Raw genomic sequence first — 19,952 nt, 5'->3', positions numbered from 1 at the left:
ACTCCTGCTGAGGTCTTCGCCGACCAACTACGCTCGAGCCAACAGACCACTGTTGCGACGACCGGTTGAATACGGCCAGTTTCGTTCCAAGAAGTTCGTCCGAGCGCTCTCTGACGCCGGGCTCCTGGGGTCGATGGGTCGGGTCGGCGCGTGCGCGGACAATGCGGCGATGGAGTCCTTCTTCGCCCTGCTGCAGAAGAACGTCCTGAACCGGCGCTGGTGGGCGAGCAGGGAGCAGCTCCGCCTCGCGATCGTGGACTGGATCGAGGGCACCTACCACCGGAAACGTCGTCAGCGCGGGCTCGGGAAGCTGACGCCCGTCGAGTACGAAGCAATCATCAACCCACAGGTCGCACTCGCCGCCTGAACCAACGAGTCAACGAAACCTGCAGCAGCCCCCGGCGCTATCCACAGCCACCCGAGGGTGGGGTTCTCCGACGGTTGCCTGTGTAGGAACAGCTATCCGTAAGTCGGGTGAGACACCGTCCGGGTCGGGGCCGTAGCGCACCCAGCGCCTCAGTGCGCGGTACGAGCCGTACCCTCCGAGGTGGAACGTGGAGCTGGCGACGGGAGCCACCCCTCGCAGCGGTGTTTGACGCCACCTGCAACTAGCAATGCGACGGACCTGATAGAGGCCGGGGCTGCACGGCCGGCCAAGAACTGACAGTTGTGATTGCTCCTTCGTCCTCACCTGAACTGCTTGAGCCGTCTGATCAGCGCGACAAGTTCACTCAGAAGCTGACACGAAGGCTGACTGCTCGACAAGACCGCTCTCGGGCGGGGATCTCTCCACAACCGTCGGCCCGGACGGTAGCGTGGCCCGCTTGCCCCGTACGATTGACCCCGTGTCCAAGGTCCTGAGCAGTCTCCCCGTCGGCGAACGAGTCGGCATCGCGTTCTCAGGGGGTCTCGACACCTCCTGCGCCGTTGCCTGGATGCGCGAGAAGGGAGCGATCCCCTGCACGTACACGGCCGACATCGGCCAGTACGACGAGCCGGACATCGATGCCGTCCCGAGCCGCGCCCACGAGTACGGCGCCGAGATCGCCCGCCTGGTCGACGCGAAGAGCGCGCTGGTGGAAGAGGGCCTGGTCGCCCTGCAGACCGGTGCGTTCCACATCCGTTCCGGCGGCAAGACCTACTTCAACACGACGCCGCTCGGTCGCGCGGTGACGGGCACGATGCTCGTCCGCGCGATGAAGGAGGACGGTGTCGACATCTGGGGCGACGGTTCCACGTACAAGGGCAACGACATCGAGCGGTTCTACCGCTACGGCCTGATGGCCAACCCCCGTCTGCGCGTCTACAAGCCGTGGCTCGACTCGGAGTTCGTCGAGGAGCTCGGCGGCCGCAAGGAGATGAGCGAGTGGCTCGTCGCCCGCGGGTTCCCGTACCGCGACTCCACCGAGAAGGCGTACTCCACCGACGCGAACATCTGGGGCGCGACGCACGAGGCGAAGAGCCTCGAAGAACTGTCGAGCGGCCTGGACATCGTCCAGCCGATCATGGGCGTCGCCGCTTGGCGTGACGACGTCGAGGTCGAGACGGAGATCGTGAGCGTCCGCTTCGAGGCCGGTCGTCCGGTCGCGATCAACGGCGTCGAGTTCACCGACGCCGTCGCGCTCGTGTACGAGGCGAACGCCATCGGTGGCCGGCACGGCCTGGGTGCCTCGGACCAGATCGAGAACCGCATCATCGAGGCGAAGAGCCGCGGCATCTACGAGGCGCCGGGCATGGCGCTGCTGCACATCGCCTACGAGCGCCTGCTCAACGCGATCCACAACGAGGACACCGTCGCCTCGTACCACAACGAGGGTCGCCGCCTCGGTCGCCTGATGTACGAGGGCCGCTGGCTCGACCCGCAGTCGCTCATGCTCCGCGAGTCGCTGCAGCGTTGGGTCGCCTCCGCCGTCACGGGCGAGGTCACGCTGCGCCTGCGCCGCGGCGATGACTACACGATCCTCGACACCACGGGATCGTCGCTGTCGTACCACCCGAACAAGCTGTCGATGGAGCGGGTCGGCGACGCCGCCTTCGGTCCCGACGACCGCATCGGTCAGCTCACCATGCGCAACCTCGACATCGCGGACTCCCGTGCCCGACTCGAGCAGTACGCGGCCGCCGGCCTCATCGGCGGTGCGACGGGTGACCTGGTCGGCCAGCTCGAGGCGGGTGAGTCCGAGGAGATCCTCGGCGGCGCGGTCATCGCATCCGACGCCGAGGACGCGCTCGGTCGCCGGACCGACCTCGCCTCCGAGGGTGCTGCCTTCGACTCCGGTACGGACTGAGCGAACGGACCGGACCGGGACCGGACCGGGACCGGACCGGGACCGGACCGATCCGCGCAGTGGGCGCGGGACGGCCTGACAGGAGGCGCGGTGTCGGCTGACACCGCGCCTCCTGTCCGTCGGTCGGCCGAGAAACGCACTGCGTTCGACGCGTCGCTGCGCAGCCCCTAGCGTTGAGGTACCGGGTCGGTCATCAGGGATCCGTCGTCACGATGCTCCTCACGATCTGTGGGGTCTGGCACAGCGGGTCGACCCGGACGAATCCGAGATGCGCATCATCTCGACGAAGGGCTGGTCGTCATGACCGCCACCTTGCAGAACATCTGGCACCGTCACGGACTCCGCTCCCCGGAAGAGCTCGCCGCCCTCATCGCCGAGCGCCTCGAAGGAACCGGTCACCCGACCATCAGCGAATCGCGGTACGAGCCGTCCTACGCGGACTTCCTCGGCAAGCAGCTCTGACCTCCGGCGGGCTGTGCACTCGCGGACGCGGCGCACGAGCGCCGACGCGGGTCAGGCGGCCGGCGCTTCCTCCAGAGCGGCGTCGGCGCGTGCCGCGCTGCCCTCGGCGAGTCCGCGCGTGATCGCTCCGCGCGATGCCAGCCACAGGACGACCGCCGCGACGAACACGATGACCTCGGTGACGGTGAGCGCCCAGATGATCCCGGCGAGCCCGAACGCCAGGTTCCCGATGACCACGATCGGCACGAACAGCACCCCCTGCGACATCGACAGCACCATCGCGGGCACGATCATCCCGGTGGCCTGGAACAGCGAGGTGAGCAGCCCCGTGAACCCGTTGACCACTGCGGCGACGAGCTGTGCCGTCAGGATCGTCAGGCCGATCGCCAGCACCGAGCGGTCGCCGGAGAAGATCGTGAAGACGTGCTCGCGGAAGACGAACACGGTGCCCGAGAAGACGAGCACGATGGCGCCGACCGTGACCGCAGCGGCGCGCAGGCCGGCACGGAGCCGTGCTGCGTCGCCCGCCCCGAACGCGTAGGCCAGCAGCGGCAGCACGCCGATCGTGACGCCCATCACCAGGAACTCCGGCACCTGGGCGATCCGGACGGCCACGCCCATCGCGGCGAGCGGGTCGTCGCCGTACGCGGCGGCCAGGTTGTTGAGCACGAGCGTCGTGACGATGAGGAAGGCGGACTGCAGCAGTTCCCCGACGCCGATGCCGAACACGGGCTTCAGGATGTCCGGCCGCAGCGTGAACCACTTCGGCGCGAAGCTCACGTTCTCGCTGTGCCGCTGCAGCCAGGTCACCCAGTACGCGATGGACACCACGTTGGCCAGGCCGACGGCCAGTGCCGCACCGCCGACGCCCCAGTGCAGCACGAGGATGAACAGGACGTCGAACACCAGGTTGCCGACCGTGGACAGGACCAGGCCGATCATCGCCTGACGGGCGGCGCCCTCGGACCGGACGATCTGCTCGAGGGCGAAGGACGCGGCGAGCACGGGGACGAACGCGAGCATCACGGTGACGTACTCGCTCGTGGCGGGGACCGCTGCGGCGTCGGCACCGAGCACGGCGACGAGCGGGCGGAGCAGCAGGAGCCCGACGACGCTGAGGACCGCGCCCGTGACGACGGCTCCCCACAGCGAGAACGAAGCAACGTGCCTGATGTCCCGCGCCTTGGCGGGGTCGTGTTCGGAAGCGCCGAGCAGCCGGGACATCAGCGCACTCCCGCCGACGCCGAACACGCCACCGACAGCCATGACGAGACCGAGCAGCGGGGTGCCGAACGTGATCGCGGCGAGCAGGGCGGTGTCGTGCTGCGCGCCGATGAAGCCCGCGTTGATGACGTTGTACAGGGCACTGACGACCATCGCAGCGGCCATCGGCACGCAGAGGTGCACGAGGGCTCGGGCGATGGGGGCTGCGGCGAGGTACCAGCGGTTCGTCCCCGCGGCGGTGGATGTGGTGCTCATGACGGTTCCCTTCCGGGCATGGCGGTGGGCGCGCCGGCGGACGCCGGCACGGCGGGGTGGAGCGCGTGACCGGCGGACGCCGGCACAGCGGGGTGGATGGCGTGACCGGCGGGGTCACGGGACAGCGCGACCGGCAGGGTCGCGTGGGCGCGCCGACGGGTCAGGCCGGGAGGCGCGTGGCGCGTCGAGCAGGCCGCCCGCGCGGGTGCGTGGTGCGCTCGCTAGCGGGTTGGTGGGGCGAGTTCCGCGGTCACCTTCCGCAGGAGTCGTCGGAGCGTGGCGCGCTCGTCCGCGTCGAGCGGAGCGAGCAGGGAGTCGTCGAGGGCGACCATCGCGTCGGTGAACCCGGCGATGAGGTCGATGCCCGCCGGGGTGGCGTGCACCGTCTTCGTCCGCCCGTTCGTGGCGTCCGGTCGTCGTTCGACCAGGTCGCGCCGCTCGAGCCCCTGCAGGAGACTCGAGACGCTGGCTGCACTGGTGCGGGTGACTTCGGCGATGTCCCGCTGGATCGCGCCAGGGTTCTCGCGCAGGTAGCCGAGCACGAAGGCCTGCTCGTGGGTGAGCTCACGTGCGCGGACCCACTCCTCGGCCCCCTTGCGCTGGGCCCACCCGATCCACCGCATGAGTTGGAGTGGTGTGGTGAGATCCGGCGCCTGCATGATCAGAAGACTAACTGTTAGAACTCGAACGGTCAAGACGGACGCGGGGCAGCCCCCGAAACGGGGGTGGAGGTCGACGTGGGCTCCCTGGTAACTTGCACAGGAAGACGGCCTCACCAGCCGTCGACACCGGCCCGTTCGACGGGCCCTCACATCCTCCGGGTCACCACCGGGGGACGGATCAGCGGCGGAGCCCCGTCGGAGGAAGCGGCATCGTGCGATTCCAACGGGCACCCATCGTGATCCAGGTGCGACGAAGTCATCGCACCTGACCAGGGTGAGCGCCGGCGGGTACCGGCGTTCGTCCAACCGGGTCCGTGACGCGTTCGGGTCGTCGCGGATCCACCGGAGCGGTGGTGGTTCGGGTCCCCACCGCTCCGGCTCTCCCTGCCCGTTCTCCCTGTTCGCCGAACCTGCCGGTCCACCGAGACGGATCGGCGCGATACTGGGGTGGTGCGTGAACTCCAAGCCGCCATCGCAGCGGACCTCAACGTCCAGCCGACCATCGACCCGGAGCGGGAGGTCGCCCGTCGTGTCGGGTTCCTCCGCGACTACCTGCTCACGACCGGTGCGAAGGGGTACCTCCTCGCGATCAGTGGCGGCCAGGACTCCACGCTCGCCGGGCGCCTGACCCAGCTCGCGGTCGAGTCACTCCGCGCCGAGGGGCACCCTGCCGAGTTCACCACCGTCCGGATGCCGTACCGGGAGCAGGCCGACGAGGACGACGCGCAGCTGGCCCTGCGGTTCATCGCCGCGGATCCCGGCATCACCGTGAACATCGAGCACGGCGTCGACGGGGTCATGCAGGACGCCGCCGCCTCGGGTGTCGAGCTCAGTGACTTCGTGAAGGGCAACGTCAAGGCGCGGATGCGCATGGTCGCCCAGTACGCGGTCGCCGGCCAGCGGGGGCTCCTGGTGGTCGGCACCGACCACGCGGCCGAGGCCGTGACCGGCTTCTTCACGAAGTACGGCGACGGTGGCGTCGACCTCACCCCGCTCACCGGACTGTCCAAGAGCCAGGGGCGCCAGCTGCTGGAGCACCTCGGTGCTCCCGCTCGCCTGTACGAGAAGGCCCCGACGGCGGACCTGCTCGACGAGCTGCCCGGACAGACGGACGAGGCGAACCTCGGCCTGACGTACGCCGAGATCGACGCGTACCTGCAGGGGCACGACGTGCCGATCGAGGTTGCCGAGGCGATCGAGTCGCGCTACCGCACCACCGAGCACAAGCGCCAGGTCCCGGCGACGCCCTTCGACGACTGGTGGCGCGCGGGCGCCTGAGCGCCTGGGTGCCGATGGGTGCGGCGGGTTCAGGCCTCGTCGCGCCCGTCGTCGTGCTGGTCCCGCGGCTCACGCTGCTGAGTGCCGGCGTCCTCGCGTTCGTCCGCGAGTCGCTGCTGCCGGAGCACACTGCGTGCGGCGCCCTCGAGTACGTCGTCGACGCTGCGTCCGCTCTGCGCGGCGAGTGCGCCACTGAGGCCCGCGGTCAGCGTGCCTCCAGCGGACGCGAGTCGCTCGACGACCTCTTCCTGCCGTGGGGTGAGGGGATCGTCGATGAGTTCGTCGATGGTGTCGCGGATGTTCTGCTCGCTCGCGTCCAGTGCCGTCTCGTCGCCGGACTGCAGCGCCGCTGCCTCGCCGACGACGACGAGCCCGAGGCGCGCAGCGTCGTCTTCGGGATGCGTGGTGCCGTGCTCGTCGCTCATGCGGTGGACCGTACGCTTCGGTTTCCCGCGCCTCCTGAGAAGGCGTACACGAACGTGCACAAATCGCAACTTTGCGCGCCAGGCAAAGGTGCTGGGGGTGTAAAGTTGCAGAGCCTGCAAGGTTGATGCCCGATCCGCATCCCAGCGGGCCGACGACCACACGACCACACCCCTGTGAGGAACCCCGCATGTCCACTGCCACCGCACCCGTCCAGGTGCCGCGCGGACGACAGGACTCCCCGGCGAGCACGCCGGGCAAGCCGATCATGTCGCACCGCCAGATCCTGCTCGTCATCTACGGACTGATGGCGGGCATGTTCCTGTCCTCGCTCGACCAGACCATCGTCGGCACGGCGATCCGCACGATCGGCGACGACCTGCACGGCCTCGACCAGCAGGCCTGGGTGACCACGGCCTACCTGATCGCGTCGACCATCACGACGCCGATCTACGGCAAGCTCTCCGACGTCTTCGGTCGCCGCCCGCTCTACATCTTCGGCATCGCGGTGTTCATCCTCGGATCGCTCCTGTCGACCCTGTCCACGTCGATGACCATGCTCGCCGCGTTCCGTGCGTTCCAGGGCATCGGTGCGGGCGCGCTGATGTCGCTGCCACTCGCGATCATGGGCGACATCCTCGCCCCGCGTGAGCGCGCGAAGTACCAGGGGTACTTCCTCGCCGTGTTCGGCATCTCGTCCGTGATCGGCCCGCTCATCGGTGGACTGTTCGCCGGTGCGAGCTCGATCGCCGGCATCACCGGATGGCGCTGGGTCTTCCTGATCAACGTGCCGATCGGCGTCGCCGCGCTCCTCATGGTCATCGCGTTCCTGCACCTGCCGAAGTTCGGCGACGCCAAGGCCAAGCCGCGCATCGACTGGTGGGGCGCGACCTCGGTCATCGTCACCCTCGGCCCGCTCCTCCTCGTCGCGGAGCAGGGCCGCACGTGGGGCTGGGGCTCGGCGGCCGCGATCGCCTGCTACGTCGTCGGCGCGCTCGGCCTCGTCGCCTTCCTGGTGATCGAGTCCCTCATGAAGGACGACGCGATCATCCCGCTCAAGCTCTTCCGCTCGAGCACGTTCTCGATGGCGACGATCCTCGGGTTCCTCGTCGGGTTCGCGATGTTCGGCGCGATGCTCACCATCCCGCTCTACCTGCAGATCGTCACGGGTCTGACGCCGACGGAGTCGGGCTTCGCGACCCTGCCGATGATCGGCGGCCTGATGATCGCCTCGATCGCCTCGGGGCAGATCGTCGCCCGCACGGGCCGCTACCGGATCTTCCCGGTGATCGGCACGGCCCTGGTGTCGCTCGGCTACGTGGTGCTGACGTTCATGACGATCGACAAGCCGCTGTGGTTCCTGATGATCGGCATGTTCCTGATCGGCCTCGGCCTCGGGCAGCTCATGCAGAGCATCACGCTGGCGTCGCAGAACGCGGTGCAGCCGCGGGACATGGGTGTGGCAACCAGCTCCGCCACGTTCTTCCGGCAGATCGGTGGAACGCTCGGCACCGCGGTGCTGCTCTCCGTCCTGTTCTCGCTCATGCCGGCGAACATCCTGCACGCCACGGCGGACGAGGAGAACCTGACACCGGCACTCGACGCCGCGCTCAACCCGACCGTGGCGACCGCGAAGGGGAACCAGGGCGTCATGGACCAGATCTGGAACCCGATCGTCACGCCGCTCAAGCAGCAGGTGCAGTCCGGTCTCGACACCGCGACCGACCAGGTGGCCCAGGCCACCGCCGGGGCGCCGGATGCCGTGCAGCAGCAGGCGCTGGCGGCCGCCGCCGACAAGGCGCACGCGAGCGTGCAGGACGGCGGGCTCGCCGTCGACTGGTCGGACTCCGCGCAGCGCACCTACTGGGTGGACCAGCTGGCCCCGGAGCTGTCGAAGCAGATCGACAAGGGGGCGAACGACTCGAGCAACTCGAACGCCGAGACGAGTGACACGTCCTACCTCAACGGCGCGGACACGGCCCTGACCCGGCCGTTCATGACCGGGTTCAACGCCTCGGCCGTGACCGTCTACTGGGTCGGCTTCGCGGTGATCCTGCTCGCCTTCGTCCTGAGCTTCTTCTTCAAGGCGCCGCCGCTCCGCAAGAGCTCGGCCCTGCAGGAGCAGGCCGACGACGCCGGCACCGCCGACGACCTCGAGGTGCAGGCGGTGAAGGCGGCGGACACGATGGGCTCGCTCACCGCTCCCGCCACCGGGTCGATCCCCGTCCAGAGCGGTCGATCGCAGGACTGACCCGTCCCGGGCCTCCCGTCGCGCGACGGGAGGCTCGGTGTCGCACCCACCCGAGGAGCAGCACGTGCAGCACGTGAGCACCACCGAGGTCCCCGCCGCGACCGACTGCGGCCTGCGGGAGCGCAAGAAGCAGCAGACCCGGCACGCCATCCACCGGGCGGCGCTCGCGCTCGTCACTGACCGCGGGCTCGCCGGGGTCACGATCGAGGCGATCTGTGCGGACGCGGGGGTCTCGCCCCGCACGTTCTTCAACTACTTCCCGTCGAAGGGTGAGGCGGCACTCGGGCTGCCGCCGACCGAGGTCCCCGACGCCGCACGTCAGGCGTTCCTGGCCGCGTCCGGGCCGCTCGTGTCCGACCTCTGCGAACTCGTGGCGCAGACGGTGACCCTGCCCGAGGACCGCGAGCGAACGAAGGCCCTGGTGCAGGCGCGGCCGGAGATGGTGCCGACGATGCTGCAGTGGATGGCGAACACCCGGCTCGCCGTGGTCACCATCGCCGCCGAACGCACCGACGCGGACGCCGCGCGCACGGCGGTGACGCTCGTGATGGCCGCGGTGATCGAGTCGGCGCACCGCTTCGCGGACGGCTCCCGCGCCGAGGTCGCGGACCGGCTCCGTGCGGTGGTCGCCGAGATGGGCCGGCTCGCCACCGCCTGACCGCCGTGACCATCGCGTCGCCCCCGGCGCGGGGCGACCACGGCCTGGAGGCGCGGTGCGGGTCCGACCCCGCACCGCGCCTCCAGGCCGTTGGCGTATCCGACCAGCGTGCAGCCAGTCATCGGACGGCTGCGCCGTGGCTTTTGCCGAAACGGCACGAAGAAGACTCTTGACGCGCAAGACATCCGATGTTTTGATTGCCTCGTTCGGTCGACGGAGACCGGACGGCAGGAGACACGAATGAGCCGCATCACCGGTCTGCACGTGCGCGACATCCGGTTCCCGACCTCGCGGGAACACGACGGGTCGGACGCCATGAACCCCGCGCCCGACTACTCCGCCGCCTACGTCGAGATCACCACCGACGCCCTGGACGGCCTGGTCGGCACCGGGTTCGTCTTCACCATCGGCCGTGGCAACGAGGTGCAGGAGGCCGCCATCGCGGCCCTGCGCGGCCACGTCATCGGTGCCGACGCCGAAGCGGTCCTCGCCGACATGGGCGGCACCTGGCGCGCAATGGTGCACGACTCGCAACTGCGCTGGCTCGGTCCGGAGAAGGGCGTCATGCACATGGCCATCGGCGCCGTGGTGAACGCCCTCTGGGACCTCCGGGCGAAGCGCGCCGGTCAGCCGCTCTGGGCACTGCTCGCCGACCTGAGCCCGGAGGAACTCGTCGACCTGGTGGACTTCCGGTACCTGACCGACGCGATCACCCCGGCCGAGGCGCTGGAGCTGTTCCGCGGCGCCGAACCGCTGCGAACCGAACGCCGCGGTCGGCTGGAGCGCGAGGGGTACCAGGCCTACACGACCACCCCGGGCTGGCTCGGCTACGACGACGAGAAGCTCGCCCGGCTCTGCCGCGAGGCCGTCGCCGAGGGCTTCGAGCAGATCAAGCTCAAGGTCGGCGGCGACGTCGACGAGGACGTCCGGCGGATGGGGATCGCCCGCGCGACCGTCGGTCCGGACATCCGGATCGCGATCGACGCCAACCAGCGCTGGGACGTCGACGAGGCGGTCGCGTGGATCGAGCGACTCCGCCCGTTCGACGTGGCCTGGGTCGAGGAACCGACGAGCCCGGACGACATCCTCGCCCACGCCGAGATCGCCAGACGAATCGCGCCGATCCCGGTCGCGACGGGGGAGCACATGGCGAACCGGGTCATCGCGAAGCAGCTGATCCAGGCCGGGTCGATGTCGGTGCTGCAGATCGACGCGACCCGGGTCGCCGGGGTCAACGAGAACCTGGCGATCCTGCTCCTCGCCGCCAAGCACGGCGTCCGCGTCTGCCCGCACGCCGGCGGCGTCGGCCTGTGCGAAGCCGTCCAGCACCTGTCGATGTTCGACGCGGTCGCGCTGACCGGTGACCTGGACACGCGATGCATCGAGTTCGTCGACCACCTGCACGAGCACTTCGTGACGCCGGTCGACGTCCACGACGGCCGCTACTGGCCGCCGTCCGCCCCCGGTGCCGGCACGGAGATGCACGCCGACACACTCGACGCCTACGCGTTCCCGGACGGTCCGGCCTGGGCCGTCACCGACACCGAGACGGTCCCCGACGCGGTCCGCGTCGCCTGACCCGCCACCGCACGACTCCCTCACCCCATCACCACGACGAAGTGGAGACACCGATGCAACGACGACTCACCGCCGGGCTGGCGGCAGCAGCAGCTGCCGTGCTCGTGCTCACCGGCTGTTCCGCTGGCAGCAGTGCCAGTGACGGCCAGTCCAAGGACGCCCTGACCTGGGCCATGTGGATCTCCGGCAAGGAGGACAAGGCCGCGTGGCAGAAGGTCGCGGACACCGTCAAGACCGACGACGGGGTCGACGTCACGATCCAGGGCTCACCCTTCAACGACTACTGGACGAAGCTGCGCACGCAGCTCTCCACCGGCACCGCGCCGTGCATCGTGAGCATCCAGTCGCTCCGTGCCGCGAACTACACGGACGTGCTCGTGCCGATCGACGACATGGCGAAGCAGGCGGACCTCGACCTGAGCGAGTACGACAAGACCGGGCTCGACGGCATGAAGGTCGACGGCAAGCTCTACGGGCTGCCCTACGACACCGGCCCCATGGTCATGTTCTACAACCGGGACCTGTTCGAGAAGGCCGGGGTCGAGGCGCCGGAGCCGGGCTGGACCGTCGACGAGTTCGAGGCCGCCGCGAAGGAGCTCAAGGCCGCCGGCACCCCGATCTGGGGCACGAGCGTCGAGGACATCCCGCTCGAGTCGATGATCCTCGGCTACAACGGCGGCCGTGTGATCGACGAGGACGGCACGCTCGACGCCGAGAACGCGAAGTTCGCCGAGGGGCTCGACTGGCTCTCCGGGCTCGTGGAGAAGGGCTACATCACGCAGGCCAGCAACGACGCGTCCGCCGACGACAACGCGTTCGTCTCCGGCGACGTCGCGATGTACAGCGACGGACCGTGGTCGATCATCAGCCAGAAGGCCAAGGTGAAGTTCGACCTCGGCATCACCACGATGCCCTCGGGCACCGACGGTGCGAGTTCGTTCGCGGCCGGTTCCGGCTTCGGCATCTCGAAGCAGTGCAAGTACCCGGAGCAGGCGTTCAAGGCCATCAGCACGATGACGAACGAGGCCACCCTCACCTCGCTCGCCGAGCAGGGCCGTGCCTTCCCGGCCCGGACCGCGGCGCAGCAGGCCTGGTACGACAACGCCGGCATCGACGGGGTCGAGGACGCGCTGAAGACCGGGCTCGAGGACGCCACACCGCTGCCCGGCAACAAGCAGAGCGACCAGCTCAACCAGCTGTTCGCGCAGTACGCCCTGCAGGCGGTGAACGGCCAGACCTCCGGCAAGGAGACGATGTCCTCCATCGCCAGCCAGCTCGGCTCGCAGTGACAGGCGTCACCCCCTGACGGGAGGCGCGGGTCGACCCCGCCCCGCGCCTTCCCCCCGATCCAATCCCTGTTCAGGACCGCGAACGACGAGGAGGTCGTCGCATGACCACCATCCAGGACCCACCCGCCGAGGCGGCGCCGCCCGCCCCCGCGATCGCGGTCGCGACCGGTGCGGAGACGCGCCGGAAGGACAGCGGGGCCGACGGCGGACTCGGCCGCCGCTCCTGGTGGGGCGCCGCCTTCGCCGCCCCGCACTCGATCGGCCTCGTCGTGTTCACGGCGTTCCCGATCCTCGCGTCGCTCGTCGTGAGCTTCATGAACTGGCCGATGCTCGGCGAACGCTCGTGGGCCGGCCTGTCGAACTACGCGCAGCTGTTCTCCGACCCGATCTTCCGCACCGTCACGCTGAACACGGTGCTGTTCGTGGTGCTCTACGTGCCGCTCAACCTGGTCGTGTCGCTCGGGCTCGCCGCCTGGCTGACGCCGAAGATCCGGCACCGGCACGTCTTCCGGGTGCTGTTCTTCATCCCGACCATCACCCCGATCGTCGCGAACGTCGTCGTCTGGCGGATGCTGTACCAGCCCGGCGGCGCGATCGACGCGACCCTGCAGTCGACCGTCGGCGTGAACGCCCCGAACTTCCTGGCCGACGACAACTGGGCGATGCTCGCGATCGTCGCGATGAGCGTGTGGCAGGGTTTCGGCTACAACATGCTGATCTTCTCGGCGGCACTCGACTCGGTGCCGGAGAACCAGCTCGAGGCGGCGCAGCTCGACGGTGCGAACGCCTGGCAGATGTTCTGGCGGATCAAGTTCCCGCTCATCTCGCCGTCGATCTTCTTCGCCACGATGATGACCCTGATCACCTCGTTCCAGGTGTTCGTCCAGCCGTTCGTCCTGACGAAGGGCGGTCCGGGCACCTCGACCGAGACGCTCGTGCAGTACATCTACAACACGGGCTTCCAGACGCAGCAGCTCGGCCTGGCGTCCGCCGGCGCCTGGGTGCTGTTCGCCATCATCCTCGGCATCACGGCCATCCAGTTCCTCGGACAGAAGCGGTGGGTGCACTATGACTGAGCTGACCTCGTCCAACCGGACGATCAACCCGCGGGCGCTGCCCCGTGCCTCCGGGGCCCCGCACCGACGCTCCGGCCGCGTCCGGCACGCGATCGGTTACGTCCTGCTCTGCCTGGTCGCGCTGCTGTTCGTCTCGCCGCTCATCTACATGGTCGCGACGAGCCTCAAGCCGTCGGCTGACGTGTTCACGACACCACCGACGCTGTGGGGCTCGTCGATCGAGTGGGGCAACTACGCCCAGGCGTTCACGTACCTGCCGTTCGCCCGCTTCATCCTGAACGGCATCTTCGTCGCCGTCGCGGGCACCGCCATCAACGTCGCCGTCGCGGTGCTGTCCGGGTACGCGTTCTCGCGGCTGCGGTGGCGTGGCCGGAACCTGGTGTTCGTGCTGTTCCTCGCGACGCTGATGATCCCGCAGGACGTCCTCGTCATCCCGATGTACGTGATGATGCAGGGCTTCGGGTGGGTCGACACGTTCCAGGCGCTCATCATCCCGTGGGCGTTCACGGCCCTCGGCGCGTTCCTGGTGCGGCAGTTCTTCCTCACCGTGCCGCAGGAGCTCGACGACGCGGCCCGGGTGGACGGCGCCGGAGCGATCCGGACCTTCCTGTTCGTGATGCTCCCGCTCGCCCGACCGACCATGGCCGTGCTCGCCGTGTTCTCGTTCATCGCGTACTGGAACTCGTTCCTCTGGCCGCTGGTCATCGTCAACGACGTCGAGGCCCGGGGCACCATCCCGCTCGGCCTGCAGCAGTTCTTCGGCCAGCAGGGCTCCGAGTGGAACCTCGTGATGGCGGCGTCCGTGATCTCGATGCTGCCCACCGTGATCCTGCTGATCCTGCTCCAGAAGCACCTCGTCAAGGGGATCGTGACCTCCGGCCTCGGTGGTCGGTAGTCGATCCACCCGGCGCGCGCCGCGCCTCCTGTCCGACCGTCTGAAAGGAAACTGGCCACATGACCATCACCGCACCCGCAGAGCCGCAGACCGCGACCGACGCCAGCGGCCTGCCCGCCTGGTTCACCCATGACCGCTTCGGCATGTTCATCCACTGGGGGCTGTACGCCCTGCCGGCGCGGCACGAGTGGGTGAAGAACCGCGAACGGATCACCGACGCGGACTACCAGAAGTACTTCGACCACTTCGACCCGGACCTGTTCGACGCCGCCGACTGGGCCCGCCGTGCGAGGGAAGCGGGCATGAAGTACGTCGTCCTCACCACGAAGCACCACGAGGGATTCTGCCTGTGGGACAGCGCCCTCACCGACTACAAGTCCACCAACACCCGGTTCGGGCGTGACATCGTGCGCGAGTTCGTCGACGCCGTCCGCGCCGAGGGACTGCGGGTCGGCTTCTACCACTCGCTCATCGACTGGCACCACCCGGACTTCACCATCGACGGTGTGCACCCCCGACGTGACGACGGCGAGCAGGCGATCGCGGCGCTCAACGAGGGCCGGGACATGGCCCGCTACCGCTCCTACCTGCACGGGCAGGTCGAGGAGCTGCTGACCGACTACGGGCAGATCGACTACCTGTTCTACGACTTCTCGTACCGCGACAACGACCACGAGGACATCTGGGGCGGCAAGGGTCGCGACGAATGGGGCTCCGAGGAGCTCATGGCCCTGACGAAGCGCCTGCAGCCCGGCATCATCGTGAACGACCGGCTCGACATCCCCGGTGACCTGGTCACGCCAGAGCAGTACCAGCCGGACAAGCCGATGGAGGTCGACGGCGTCCGGGTCCCGTGGGAGGCCTGCCAGACACTGAACGGCTCGTGGGGCTACGACCGCGACAACCTGAACCTGAAGCCGGTCGACCTGCTCGTCCGGATGCTCGTCGACGGCGTCGCGAACAACGGGAACATGCTGCTCAACATCGGACCCACCGGCCGGGGCGAGTTCGACGCGGTCTCGCGGCAGACCCTCGACGGCATCGGGACGTGGATGCACCAGCACGCCCGGTCCGTGTACGGCGCCGGACCGTCGTCGTTCGTGCCGCCGCGGAACACCGTGTACACGCAGAACGGCAACCGGCTGTACCTGCACCTGTTCGCGTGGCCGTTCGAGCACGTGCACCTGCCCGACCTGGCCGGTCGCGTCGCCTACGCCCAGCTGCTCAACGACGCGTCCGAGATCCACTTCCGCGAGATCCCGCCGGGGACCCGGGCGCAGAACACCGGGCTCGGCGGGCAGCCTGCGGGGACGCTGACGCTCACCCTGCCGATCGTGCGGCCCGACGTCGCCGTGCCGGTGGTCGAGCTGTTCCTGCGCGACTGATGCAGCGGATCCTGACCCGGACGCGCCTGCGGGCCGGGAACGAGGCGGCGTACGACTCTGTGCACGCCTCGGTCCCGCTCGCCCTCGCCGCCCGGCTCCGCGAGGCCGGTGTGCACGACTGGACGATCTGGCGGGACGGGCAGGACCTGGTCCACCTGATCGAGGTCGAGGACCACCGCGCGATGCGCCGTGCACTCGCCGACGACCCGGTCAACGCGGAGTGGCAGGAGACCATCAACCCCCTGCTGGAAGCGGACGACGACTACTCGGGGAACGACGACGGGGTCCCGCGGGTCTGGTCGCTCGCGGCGCAGGTGGACGCATGACGGGCCTCGACTTCGACCGCGGACCGTTCTGGTTCGGTGGTGCGGGCATCGGCAACCTGCTCAGGACCGTCTCCGAGGACGACGCCCGCACCACGGTCGACGCCGCCTGGGACGCCGGCGTCCGCGGGTTCGACACCGCCCCGCACTACGGCCTCGGACTGTCCGAGCGCCGACTCGGTGCGGCGCTCGCCGACCGTCCGCGCGACTCGTTCCTGGTGTCGACGAAGGTCGGGCGACTGCTCGTCCCGGGGCGCGGCGACGGCGACGACCTGGCCTCCGGCGGGTTCGCGGTGCCCGACGACACGGTGCGGCAGTGGGACCCGTCGCCGTCGGGGGTGCGGCGGTCCCTGGACGAGTCGCTCGGCCGCCTCGGCCTGGACCACGTCGACGTCGCCTACCTGCACGACCCGGACGTCTACTCGCTGACCGACGGGTTGACCCAGGCGCTGCCGACGCTCGCCGAGCTGCGGGACGAGGGCATCGTGCGGGCGGTCGGGGTGGGGTCGAACTCCGTCGACGCACTGTCCGCGGCCGTCGAGACCGGGCTCTGCGACGTGGTCATGCTCGCCGGCCGGTACACGCTGCTCGAAAAGCCCGCAGCGGCGCTGGTGGCGCGGTGTGCCGAGCTCGGGGTCGCCGTCGTGGCGGTGGGGGTCTACAACTCGGGGCTGCTCGGCCAGGAACGACCGGCGGCGGGGGCGACCTACGACTACGCCGAGGCCCCGGTGGCGCTGATCGATCGGGCGAACGCGATCGCCGACGTCTGCGAACACCACGGGGTGACGCTGCCCGAGGCCGCGCTGGCGTTCCCGCGTCGTGCCCCTGCGGTCGCCGCGATCGCCCTCGGTGCCCAGTCGGCCGAGCAGGTCCGCTCGAACGTGGCGCGGGCGGCCGCCGACGTGCCGGAGGCCCTGTGGGACGACCTGCGCTCGACGGGCCTGCTCGCCGACTGACCCACGCGGCTGCACCTGCCGCAACGAAACCAGGTTCCGGACACCGCACCAGCCGTTTCCGCGGTGCTGTGTCCGGAACCTGGTTCCGGCGGGGTGCTGGTCCCTAGCGGTTGCGCGAACCGCGGCCCGAGAAGCGGGTGTAGATGAACAGCACGATGATCGCGCCGATGATCGAGCCGATGATGCCGGCGGGCTGGAAGAAGCCGTCCGCCAGGTCGTGTCGGAAGATCAGGAAGCCGAGCAGACCCCCGACGAACGACCCGATGATGCCGAGCACGATCGTCATGAGGATCGACATCTTCTGCTTGCCCGGGATGATCAGGCGGGCGAGGGCTCCGGCGATGAGCCCGATGATGATCAGTCCGATGATGGTGCCGATGACGCCCATGGTTGTTCTCCTTGTTCTGCGGCCGGTCCGAGCACCGGCAGGACGCCGGGCTGTGGGCCGGCAACCGACAGAACACCCGTCTCCCTGGGAGGACTCTCGGGTTCAGTCGAGCGAGCGCCGCAACCAGCGCTCGACTCCCTCCACATGGGACACCACCAGGGCCTGCACGAGCTGCGGATCACGCCGCCGGATGGCGTCGACGATCGCCGCGTGCTCGTCGAGCGTGCGCTGTACGGAACCGTTCTGCGTCAGGCCACGCCACACTCGCACCCGCACGGTCTTGCTCGACAGCGCGTCGAGCAGCCCGGACAGGTACTGGTTGCCGCCGATACCGGCGATGGTGGAGTGGAACAGCAGGTCGTGGGCGACGAGGTCCTCGACGCCGGTGTCCTCGCCGACGGACTGCATGAGCGTCGCGAGCTCGTCGATCTGCTGCTCCGACGCGCGTGCGGTGGCGAGGACGGCCGAGGCCGGCTCGAGGATGCGGCGGACCTCGAGCAGGTCGACGAGCGACCGGTCGTGGTGCATGTCGACGACGAACGAGACCGCCTCGAGCAGGACACCCGGCTCGAGCGACGTCACGTACGTGCCGTCGCCGCGTCGGACGTCGAGGACGCGGATGAGTTCGAGGGCCTTCACCGCTTCGCGCAGGCTGTTCCGTGACAGCCCGAGCGACTCGCTCAGTTCCTTCTCGGGCGGGAGGCGCTGCCCCGGTTGGAGCTCGCCGCTCACGATCATCTGCTGGATGCGTGCGATCGCATCGTCGGTCAGCGAGGCCACGTCACCACCTCCTGTGGAGCCGGCCGCGTGCGCGACCGGACAGGCCGACGATACCGGTGTCGTGCCTCCCGTCGGGCGGCGACGCGACCATCACGCCGGCCGCAGCCGGAGCGCCTGCATCCCGCCGTCGACCGCCAGGTCGACACCCGTCGTGGACCGGGCGAGCGGACTCGTCAGGTAGGCGACGGCCTCGGCGACCTCCGCCGCCTGCACGAGGCGACCGTGCGGCTGCCGGGCCTCGAGTGCTGCGAGCTCGGCCGCCGGGTCATCCGCGGTCGACAGGAGCCGTGCGACCCAGGGGGTGTCGGCGGTGCCGGGGTTGACGGCGTTGACGCGGACGCCCTCGCGGATGTGGTCGGCTGCCATCGCGCGGGTGAGCGCGGCGATCGCGCCCTTCGTCGCCGAGTAGAGGGCCCGCTGGGGGAGCCCCGCGGTCGCGGCGATCGAGCAGGTGTTCACGATGCTCGCGTTGCCCGAGGCCCGCAGGTGCGGGAGCGCGGCACGGGACAGTCGGACGGCACCGAGCACGTTGACCTCGTACACGCGGCGCCACTCGTCGTCTGCGTTGTCCTCGACCGTGCCCTGAGCTCCGATGCCGGCGTTGTTCACCAGGACGTCGAGGCCGCCGAGCTGCTCGACGGCGGACGCCACCGCGGCGCGGACCGACTCGTCGGAGGAGACGTCGCAGGTGACGGAGACGAGCCCCTCGGCGATCGACGGCTGCAGGTCGAGGACGGCGACCACGGCGCCGCGCTCCTGCAGAGCCGCGGCGATGGCTGCCCCGATGCCGGAGGCGCCACCGGTGACGATCGCGCGGAGGCCCGCGTGGCTGGCGGTGGTGGCGGGTGCGCCGGTGGTGGCGGGTGCGCCGGTGGTGGCGGGTGCGCCGGTGGTGGCGGCCATCAGGCTGCTCCGACCGTCTGGCGCTGCGACCCGAGCCCGTCGGCGGTGAGCTCGACCACGTCGCCGGGCTGCAGGTACGGAGCGTGCCCGGCGAGGGCGACGCCGGCGGGGGTGCCCGTGCTGATGACGTCGCCCGGGTACAGGACCATGAACTGCGACAGGTACCGGACGATCTCGACCGGTCGGAAGATCATGTCCGCGGTGGTGCCGTCCTGCCGGCGCTCGCCGTTGACGGTCAGGTGGAGGGCGAGTGCCGCGGGGTCGACCTCGTCGGGGGTGACGAGCCACGGGCCGAGCGGGTTGAAGGTCTCGCAGGACTTCCCCTTGTCCCACTGTCCGCCGCGTTCGAGCTGGAAGGCGCGCTCGGAGACGTCGTTCGCGATGGCGTACCCGGCGATGCAGGCGGCCGCGTCCTCGTCGCTCTCGCAGTAGCGCGCGGTCCGTCCGATCACGACGGCCAGTTCGATCTCCCAGTCGGTCTTCGTGCTGCCGCGGGGGATCAGGACCTCGTCGTCCGGGCCGATCACCGTCATCGGGTCCTTCATGAACACGATCGGCTCGGTGGGGATCTCGGCGCCGGTCTCGGCGGCGTGGTCGCGGTAGTTCAGGCCGATGCAGACGACCTTGCCGGGGCGTGCCACGGGTGCACCCCGGCGGAGGCCGTCGGCGTCGGGCAGCGGGCGGACGTCGCCGGCGCTGCGGGCGTGGGAGACGCGGGCGACCGGGTCGGACGCCAGGAACGACCCGCTGATGTCGGTCGTGATGGGGCGGAGGTCGAGGACCTCGCCGTCGGTGTCGATGGCCACGGGGATCTCGCTGCCCGCGGGGCCGAGTCGTGCGAACTGCATCGTTCCTCGCTCTCCGGCTGCACCGGCGCA

At 69.7% G+C, this 19,952-nt stretch carries 20 protein-coding genes; 13 read left to right on the top strand and 7 right to left on the bottom strand.

Annotation, left to right across the window (positions count from 1 at the left end; genetic code table 11):
* The 3 genes from ITJ56_RS14665 to ITJ56_RS14655 form a co-directional block, all read left to right on the top strand.
* On the top strand, positions 1-367 hold a 367-nt coding region (locus ITJ56_RS14665), incomplete at its 5' end, for an integrase core domain-containing protein (protein ID WP_416354788.1).
* Between the two features lie 478 nt (positions 368-845).
* Positions 846-2,288: an argininosuccinate synthase gene (argG, locus tag ITJ56_RS14660; RefSeq protein ID WP_194631374.1), complete on the top strand. Its 1,443-nt coding sequence runs from the start codon at positions 846-848 to the stop codon at positions 2,286-2,288.
* A gap of 300 nt (positions 2,289-2,588) precedes the next feature.
* Complete coding sequence (locus tag ITJ56_RS14655; protein ID WP_194631373.1) at positions 2,589-2,750, top strand: hypothetical protein; 162 nt, start codon at positions 2,589-2,591, stop codon at positions 2,748-2,750.
* A 51-nt stretch (positions 2,751-2,801) separates the two neighbouring features.
* Here the strand turns inward: ITJ56_RS14655 and ITJ56_RS14650 are convergent, their stop codons facing one another.
* Together ITJ56_RS14650 and ITJ56_RS14645 are read right to left on the bottom strand one after the other, a co-directional pair.
* The gene (locus tag ITJ56_RS14650) at positions 2,802-4,229 is read right to left on the bottom strand and encodes an MATE family efflux transporter (protein ID WP_194631372.1); all 1,428 of its coding nucleotides are present in this window, start codon (positions 4,227-4,229) and stop codon (positions 2,802-2,804) included.
* Between the two features lie 221 nt (positions 4,230-4,450).
* On the bottom strand, positions 4,451-4,888 hold the full coding sequence (locus tag ITJ56_RS14645) for a MarR family winged helix-turn-helix transcriptional regulator (protein WP_194631371.1): 438 nt from the start codon (positions 4,886-4,888) through the stop codon (positions 4,451-4,453).
* A 453-nt stretch (positions 4,889-5,341) separates the two neighbouring features.
* Between ITJ56_RS14645 and nadE the strand changes: the two genes are divergently transcribed.
* On the top strand, positions 5,342-6,169 hold the full coding sequence (gene nadE / locus ITJ56_RS14640) for an ammonia-dependent NAD(+) synthetase (protein WP_194631370.1): 828 nt from the start codon (positions 5,342-5,344) through the stop codon (positions 6,167-6,169).
* 29 nt (positions 6,170-6,198) lie between these two features.
* Here nadE and ITJ56_RS14635 read toward each other — a convergent pair whose 3' ends face one another.
* A complete protein-coding gene (locus ITJ56_RS14635) occupies positions 6,199-6,594 on the bottom strand; it encodes a hypothetical protein (protein ID WP_194631369.1) in 396 nt (131 codons plus the stop codon).
* Positions 6,595-6,782: 188 nt separating this feature from the next.
* On the opposite strand from ITJ56_RS14635, the gene ITJ56_RS14630 reads away from it, so the two are divergent.
* From ITJ56_RS14630 to ITJ56_RS14590, 9 genes are all read left to right on the top strand, one after another.
* Entirely contained in the window at positions 6,783-8,843 is a 2,061-nt protein-coding gene (locus ITJ56_RS14630; RefSeq protein ID WP_194631368.1) for an MDR family MFS transporter, read from the top strand.
* Between the two features lie 64 nt (positions 8,844-8,907).
* Entirely contained in the window at positions 8,908-9,501 is a 594-nt protein-coding gene (locus ITJ56_RS14625) for a TetR/AcrR family transcriptional regulator (RefSeq protein WP_194631367.1), read from the top strand.
* A 240-nt stretch (positions 9,502-9,741) separates the two neighbouring features.
* Positions 9,742-11,079, top strand: a complete 1,338-nt coding sequence (locus ITJ56_RS14620) for an enolase C-terminal domain-like protein (RefSeq protein WP_194631366.1) — start codon at positions 9,742-9,744, stop codon at positions 11,077-11,079.
* Positions 11,080-11,132: 53 nt separating this feature from the next.
* Positions 11,133-12,368 carry an ABC transporter substrate-binding protein gene (locus ITJ56_RS14615; protein ID WP_228517916.1) on the top strand — a complete coding sequence of 412 codons (1,236 nt, stop codon included), beginning with the start codon at positions 11,133-11,135 and terminating at the stop codon, positions 12,366-12,368.
* Positions 12,369-12,469: 101 nt separating this feature from the next.
* Positions 12,470-13,444: a carbohydrate ABC transporter permease gene (locus ITJ56_RS14610; protein ID WP_194631364.1), complete on the top strand. Its 975-nt coding sequence runs from the start codon at positions 12,470-12,472 to the stop codon at positions 13,442-13,444.
* Positions 13,437-14,339 (top strand): carbohydrate ABC transporter permease, encoded by a 903-nt coding sequence (locus tag ITJ56_RS14605; protein ID WP_194631363.1) that lies wholly within the window; start codon positions 13,437-13,439, stop codon positions 14,337-14,339. The genes ITJ56_RS14610 and ITJ56_RS14605 overlap by 8 nt, the downstream gene beginning before the upstream one ends.
* A 59-nt stretch (positions 14,340-14,398) precedes the next feature.
* Positions 14,399-15,724, top strand: coding sequence for an alpha-L-fucosidase (locus tag ITJ56_RS14600; RefSeq protein WP_194631362.1), 1,326 nt, complete (start codon positions 14,399-14,401; stop codon positions 15,722-15,724).
* Positions 15,724-16,050 carry an L-rhamnose mutarotase gene (locus tag ITJ56_RS14595; protein WP_194631361.1) on the top strand — a complete coding sequence of 109 codons (327 nt, stop codon included), beginning with the start codon at positions 15,724-15,726 and terminating at the stop codon, positions 16,048-16,050. The genes ITJ56_RS14600 and ITJ56_RS14595 overlap by 1 nt, the downstream gene beginning before the upstream one ends.
* Complete coding sequence (locus ITJ56_RS14590; protein ID WP_194631360.1) at positions 16,047-17,003, top strand: aldo/keto reductase; 957 nt, start codon at positions 16,047-16,049, stop codon at positions 17,001-17,003. The genes ITJ56_RS14595 and ITJ56_RS14590 overlap by 4 nt, the downstream gene beginning before the upstream one ends.
* Before the next feature lie 103 nt (positions 17,004-17,106).
* Here the strand turns inward: ITJ56_RS14590 and ITJ56_RS14585 are convergent, their stop codons facing one another.
* From ITJ56_RS14585 to ITJ56_RS14570, 4 genes are all read right to left on the bottom strand, one after another.
* Positions 17,107-17,391 carry a GlsB/YeaQ/YmgE family stress response membrane protein gene (locus tag ITJ56_RS14585; RefSeq protein WP_194631359.1) on the bottom strand — a complete coding sequence of 95 codons (285 nt, stop codon included), beginning with the start codon at positions 17,389-17,391 and terminating at the stop codon, positions 17,107-17,109.
* Between the two features lie 102 nt (positions 17,392-17,493).
* Entirely contained in the window at positions 17,494-18,171 is a 678-nt protein-coding gene (locus ITJ56_RS14580) for a FadR/GntR family transcriptional regulator (RefSeq protein ID WP_111086323.1), read from the bottom strand.
* A gap of 90 nt (positions 18,172-18,261) precedes the next feature.
* Positions 18,262-19,074: an SDR family NAD(P)-dependent oxidoreductase gene (locus ITJ56_RS14575; RefSeq protein WP_228517915.1), complete on the bottom strand. Its 813-nt coding sequence runs from the start codon at positions 19,072-19,074 to the stop codon at positions 18,262-18,264.
* Positions 19,074-19,922, bottom strand: a complete 849-nt coding sequence (locus ITJ56_RS14570) for a fumarylacetoacetate hydrolase family protein (protein WP_194631358.1) — start codon at positions 19,920-19,922, stop codon at positions 19,074-19,076. Before ITJ56_RS14570 ends, ITJ56_RS14575 begins: the two co-directional genes overlap by 1 nt.
* Between the last annotated feature and the right edge of the window lie 30 nt (positions 19,923-19,952).

It is taken from the genome of Curtobacterium sp. VKM Ac-1376, from assembly GCF_015351025.1.
GTDB lineage: Bacteria > Actinomycetota > Actinomycetes > Actinomycetales > Microbacteriaceae > Curtobacterium.
Note: the sequence above shows the minus strand (reverse complement) of the source record. Positions and strands in the feature narration are given on the sequence as shown.

Excerpts from the sequence above, each read along its gene's own strand:
- ITJ56_RS14655 (WP_194631373.1), top strand. The coding sequence starts at position 2,589 with ATGACCGCCACCTTGCAGAACATCTGGCACCGTCACGGACTCCGCTCC.
- ITJ56_RS14650 (WP_194631372.1), bottom strand. The coding sequence starts at position 4,229 with ATGAGCACCACATCCACCGCCGCGGGGACGAACCGCTGGTACCTCGCC.
- ITJ56_RS14645 (WP_194631371.1), bottom strand. The coding sequence starts at position 4,888 with ATGCAGGCGCCGGATCTCACCACACCACTCCAACTCATGCGGTGGATC.
- ITJ56_RS14635 (WP_194631369.1), bottom strand. The coding sequence starts at position 6,594 with ATGAGCGACGAGCACGGCACCACGCATCCCGAAGACGACGCTGCGCGC.
- ITJ56_RS14630 (WP_194631368.1), top strand. The coding sequence starts at position 6,783 with ATGTCCACTGCCACCGCACCCGTCCAGGTGCCGCGCGGACGACAGGAC.
- ITJ56_RS14620 (WP_194631366.1), top strand. The coding sequence starts at position 9,742 with ATGAGCCGCATCACCGGTCTGCACGTGCGCGACATCCGGTTCCCGACC.
- ITJ56_RS14615 (WP_228517916.1), top strand. The coding sequence starts at position 11,133 with ATGCAACGACGACTCACCGCCGGGCTGGCGGCAGCAGCAGCTGCCGTG.
- ITJ56_RS14610 (WP_194631364.1), top strand. The coding sequence starts at position 12,470 with ATGACCACCATCCAGGACCCACCCGCCGAGGCGGCGCCGCCCGCCCCC.
- ITJ56_RS14605 (WP_194631363.1), top strand. The coding sequence starts at position 13,437 with ATGACTGAGCTGACCTCGTCCAACCGGACGATCAACCCGCGGGCGCTG.
- ITJ56_RS14600 (WP_194631362.1), top strand. The coding sequence starts at position 14,399 with ATGACCATCACCGCACCCGCAGAGCCGCAGACCGCGACCGACGCCAGC.
- ITJ56_RS14595 (WP_194631361.1), top strand. The coding sequence starts at position 15,724 with ATGCAGCGGATCCTGACCCGGACGCGCCTGCGGGCCGGGAACGAGGCG.
- ITJ56_RS14590 (WP_194631360.1), top strand. The coding sequence starts at position 16,047 with ATGACGGGCCTCGACTTCGACCGCGGACCGTTCTGGTTCGGTGGTGCG.
- ITJ56_RS14585 (WP_194631359.1), bottom strand. The coding sequence starts at position 17,391 with ATGGGCGTCATCGGCACCATCATCGGACTGATCATCATCGGGCTCATC.
- ITJ56_RS14575 (WP_228517915.1), bottom strand. The coding sequence starts at position 19,074 with ATGGCCGCCACCACCGGCGCACCCGCCACCACCGGCGCACCCGCCACC.
- ITJ56_RS14570 (WP_194631358.1), bottom strand. The coding sequence starts at position 19,922 with ATGCAGTTCGCACGACTCGGCCCCGCGGGCAGCGAGATCCCCGTGGCC.